Below are 4,240 nucleotides of genomic sequence, written 5' to 3' on the forward strand. Positions count from 1 at the left end.
CCGCACTTTTTCTCGGTCAATGATGACAATAAGTTATAGCTTAGAAGCTAATCAACAACTAAAGCTTATGCTTGTAGCTAAGTGAAATCATTGATTAAGAGACCTGTGCTTTTCAATAACTTTTTCAGCAGACCCTAATTCAGGATTTAGGAGTCAGGAGTCAGGAGTCAGGATTCAGGAGTCAGGGTGATAGGGATTTAGGGGTTTAGGGGTTTAGGGAAATTTCAGCCAAATGCTCCACTTCCCCACTTCCCCACTTCCCCATCACCCCACTTCCCCACTTCCCCACTTCCCCACTTCCCCACTTCCCCACTCCCCAATTCATAATTCATAATTCATAATTCATAATTCATAATTCCCTAACAACCATACCAAAGCTTTTCTATCTGCTTTGCTAGGGCCGATAACTCAGAGCGATCGCTTGTATCTCTTAACAGGGTGACATGGCCTAATTTTCGACCGGGACGGGATTTTTTACCATACCAAAAAACGTGAGCCTCCGGAATTGCCGCTAAAACTGCTCTTTTTTCGGCATAATCGCCGTCACTATCCTCAAAACCCAATAAATTAACCATAACTGCCCCGGCAGATTTTAAATCCGTGGCTCCGAGGGGCAAATTAGCCACTGCTTGCAGTTGTAGGGCAAATTGGGAGGTAAGACAGGCAGAAAGGCTGTAATGACCCGAATTATGGGTACGGGGAGCGATTTCATTAATCAATACCTCTCCCTGGGAAGTGACAAATAATTCCATCCCGAAAACCCCCACCGCCGACAAACTACTTAACAGATGACGGGCGATAGGTTCGGTTTGAGCGTGTAAAGATTGATTAAGAGTGGCCGGAGCGATTACCCAGTGACAGACTTGCTCCTCTTGATGGGTTTCCACCACGGGATAGGTGACGATTTCCCGGGTTAATCCCCTAGCGGCAACGATGGCTAATTCGCGCTCGTAGGGAATATAAGCTTCTAACATCAAGTCAAGACGCTCTAATTGCGGCTTTTTGGCGTTTAATTCTTCAGGAGTGCGAATAATAAAGGTTCCTTGACCATCATAACCGTGTCGTCGCGCTTTCAGCACTAGCGGAAAAGGATAATTTTCTAGTTGGGATAAATTATCTATCGCCCAAAAATCAGGCACAGGCAACCCTAGGGAGCGTAAATAACATCTTTGCTCGTATTTATCCAATAGGGGGCGCAGATTTGCCAAACTAGGATAGAATTTCACTCCTGTGTCCGCTAATTCTTCTAGGGCATCTAAATTAACAAACTCATTTTCAAACGTGATCAGATCACAATGTTGAGCTAGTTTTTTTGTGCCTTCCACGTCAGCTATTTCTGCGAAGACAACCCCGTCAGCTAAAGCAACGGCGGGATCGTCGGGGTGTGGTGTTTGTACAATTAGAGAAATGCCTAATTTCTTGGCTTCCTGTGCCATCATCCAAGCTAATTGTCCACCACCAATAACACCAACCCTTGTTTGCATCATTGATCACATCCTAAAGATTCCGGGGTAGAGACGCCGGTTTTTGAGTTTACACCCTCGGCTCTTTCACAGAGATTTTTGATTTGTTGAGCGTCAAGCACGGCAAAACTAAAATCAGCACCGTTGATGTTTACTCCCTCGAAAATGGTACGCAGCATGATCGCTTCGGCAAAAATGGCATCGCTTAAATCAGAATTTTTAAAGGTACTCAGATAGGCTAACCCATTGGTTAAGTCCGCTCCATGAAAGTTGCCTTCGATGATAGAGGCTCCGTTAAACACCGCCCCGCGCAAATCGGCAGAACTAAAGTTAGAATCTTGGAGATTAACGTTAGTAAATTGGGCAGATTGCAAATTTTGTCCCGAAAAATCCTTTCCTGTCAGATTCTGGTTTTCATAACTGGCATTGGCTCCTGTGACAGCAGCAGAACTGGCAGCTAAGGCATTGACAGGAGATAGGATAAATAGTAAGGCAAAAAAAGCGATCGCTAATCGAAAGATAGTCTTCATCAGGGGAAAATTCCATCAGTGGGCATTCTTGATTTTATAGCAGTAAGCCATCGGCCGTCAGCTTTTCGCTGGCCGCTAGAAATTGCTGGCACAGAAACCTTTATAATAGCTGTTTAAGCTTATACTGCCATGCAATTTAGTCTAAACAAAAATATTTAAGCAACGGGCCATCAGCTTTCAGCTAAATACAAAAGTTAATTAATTTTCTCTCTCCTGACTCCTATTTCTAAGGACAATTTCTGATTTATACAAGAGGTTTGATGGATACATCGCAACTTTTATTCAATGGTTTAGCCGTCGGCAGTATTATTGCTCTGGCTGCTGTTGGGTTAACCCTTACCTGTGGCATTTTGCGTCTGTCTAATTTTGCCCACGGCGATTTTATGACTTTGGGTGCTTACATAACTTGGGTGGTAAATGCTCAAGGGATTAATCTCTGGTTAGCGATGCTGGTGGGGGCAGCGGTGACAGCTATTGCCATGCTCATTGCCGAGAGATTATTGTGGAAACCCATGCGCGATCGACGGGCTGATTCTACCACTTTAATTATTATTTCGATCGGTTTGGCTTTATTTCTTCGCAATGGTATTTTAATGATCTGGGGCGGTAGTAATCAACGCTACGATCTGCCTGTGATGACCGCTACAGAAATTTTTGGGATTAAAGTAGCTTTCGATCGCTTGTTAGTCATTGGTTTGGCAATTATAGTTATTATTGCCCTCCATTTGTTATTGCAAAAAACTAAGATCGGTAAGGCGATGCGCGCCGTAGCTGACAGCACCGATTTAGCTAGAGTAACCGGAATTAACGTCGAATGGGTTGTCTTCTGGACATGGATAATTACGGGAGTTTTAACTGCTTTAGCCGGAGCGATGTTCGGGTTAATTACTGGGGGAGTGCGTCCCAATATGGGCTGGTTTTTAATCTTACCAATGTTTGCCGCCGTGATTTTAGGTGGTATTGGTAATCCCTACGGAGCGATTGCCGGGGCTTTAATTATTGGTGTTGCCCAAGAAATTAGTGTTCCCTTAATTGGTTCTGATTATAAATTAGCCGTGGCTTTATTAATTATGATCTTGCTGTTATTATTCCGTCCCCAAGGTTTATTTAAAGGCACGGTTTAACAGTTAACAGTTATCAGTTATCAGATGTAAGTTTTAAGTTATTTATCTTCATCTTTATCCCTGTTTACTGATTACTGTTTACTGATCACTGACAAGCCCAATTTTTAATCCTGAATATATTCTTCTCCGGTGATTAAAGCGTATTCAGCGCGGGTAAATTCTCGCCCTAAATAAGCAGCATGATCGAACATAGTAATTGGACAAGGTTGGTTTTCTTCGATAACTTTGACGGCTAATTCTTTGGCGGTTCTTGCGGTGTAAATAGTCTCTGGATTGCGATCAAGTTTTTGCCTAACACCGATAACTTTTCCCGTTTCTGGATCGACGGCTAAACCTTTTTCATTGATAATATTGCTGTAATGTTTGGCACAGATTAACCCTGCTTCTCGGTCTAGATAAATAATAAAATATCCTCCGGGATCGAGAGCGATCGGACGTTTGGAAAGTTGATGATCAATAGCTGTGATTTGGGATTTTAATTCGCTCATTTTCTTGACAAAATCACTTAAATATGTAGATGAAAGCAAGAGCAAATTATATCACATACCATCATCCTTTTTCTAGAGCATTTTGTAAGTAGGGTCTGCTGAATAAATCTAAAAACCTTGTTGGATAATATCTTTAGGCTTTTTTGAAATCAAAAAGTGCCATTTCTTGGAGTGGTCGGGGGGAAAATTCAGGTACTTTTTCCCCGAAAATTAGGTAATTGACCCTCTGAAAACGGGTAAAACCCTACACCCTACACCCCACACCCTGCCCCCACGAAAAACTTTTTGCCGCAAACCCTACTTAGATATAAGCCGTATTTTCTGTTAACAAATCTGACCTACTGAGCAATAATAGTTACTAATTTTGTACGCAAACGTCGCACTTTGAATCAGCTTTGTACGCTTTGACCCGTACCGGGCTAACTACAAGCCTCTCTATCGGATTCTTGCTAAATGCAACCTCTCCGACTACCTTTCTCCCTATATTTAATGAGCCATTAATATCTGCTCCATAGAGATAACCTGACGAACTTCTAAACAATCCTCTTTTAACTCTCTTGCCCAAATATTTTTCTTGTTTGCCAATTGGTTCCAAATCTAAGAAACTACATTTAGACGTATAGCTTTCATTAGTC

Annotated in this window: 4 protein-coding genes and 1 pseudogene; 1 reads left to right on the forward strand and 4 read right to left on the reverse strand. The window is 42.3% G+C overall.

Annotated features, from left to right (window positions below; genetic code table 11):
* Positions 1 to 359 precede the first annotated feature (359 nt).
* Together IM479_RS15665 and IM479_RS15670 are read right to left on the reverse strand one after the other, a co-directional pair.
* Positions 360 to 1,487 (reverse strand): 5-(carboxyamino)imidazole ribonucleotide synthase, encoded by a 1,128-nt coding sequence (locus IM479_RS15665; protein ID WP_287686747.1) that lies wholly within the window; start codon positions 1,485 to 1,487, stop codon positions 360 to 362.
* On the reverse strand, positions 1,484 to 1,993 hold the full coding sequence (locus IM479_RS15670) for a pentapeptide repeat-containing protein (RefSeq protein ID WP_002760385.1): 510 nt from the start codon (positions 1,991 to 1,993) through the stop codon (positions 1,484 to 1,486). The genes IM479_RS15665 and IM479_RS15670 overlap by 4 nt, the downstream gene beginning before the upstream one ends.
* Positions 1,994 to 2,253: 260 nt before the next feature.
* Here IM479_RS15670 and IM479_RS15675 point away from each other — a divergent pair, with 260 nt between their 5' ends.
* Entirely contained in the window at positions 2,254 to 3,117 is an 864-nt protein-coding gene (locus IM479_RS15675; protein ID WP_286825061.1) for a branched-chain amino acid ABC transporter permease, read from the forward strand.
* A gap of 104 nt (positions 3,118 to 3,221) precedes the next feature.
* Here the strand turns inward: IM479_RS15675 and IM479_RS15680 are convergent, their stop codons facing one another.
* Together IM479_RS15680 and IM479_RS15685 are read right to left on the reverse strand one after the other, a co-directional pair.
* A complete protein-coding gene (locus IM479_RS15680; protein WP_286825060.1) occupies positions 3,222 to 3,605 on the reverse strand; it encodes a DUF4346 domain-containing protein in 384 nt (127 codons plus the stop codon).
* A gap of 358 nt (positions 3,606 to 3,963) precedes the next feature.
* Positions 3,964 to 4,240, reverse strand: a pseudogene (locus tag IM479_RS15685) (RNA-guided endonuclease InsQ/TnpB family protein); the annotation flags it as partial.

Origin of the sequence: Microcystis sp. M165S2 (assembly GCF_020245885.1) — a bacterium.
Taxonomy (GTDB): domain Bacteria; phylum Cyanobacteriota; class Cyanobacteriia; order Cyanobacteriales; family Microcystaceae; genus Microcystis.

Coding starts and splice junctions, on each gene's coding strand:
- IM479_RS15665 (WP_287686747.1), bottom strand. CDS start 1,487: ATGATGCAAACAAGGGTTGGTGTTATTGGTGGTGGACAATTAGCTTGG.
- IM479_RS15675 (WP_286825061.1), top strand. CDS start 2,254: ATGGATACATCGCAACTTTTATTCAATGGTTTAGCCGTCGGCAGTATT.
- IM479_RS15680 (WP_286825060.1), bottom strand. CDS start 3,605: ATGAGCGAATTAAAATCCCAAATCACAGCTATTGATCATCAACTTTCC.
- IM479_RS15670 (WP_002760385.1), bottom strand. CDS start 1,993: ATGAAGACTATCTTTCGATTAGCGATCGCTTTTTTTGCCTTACTATTT.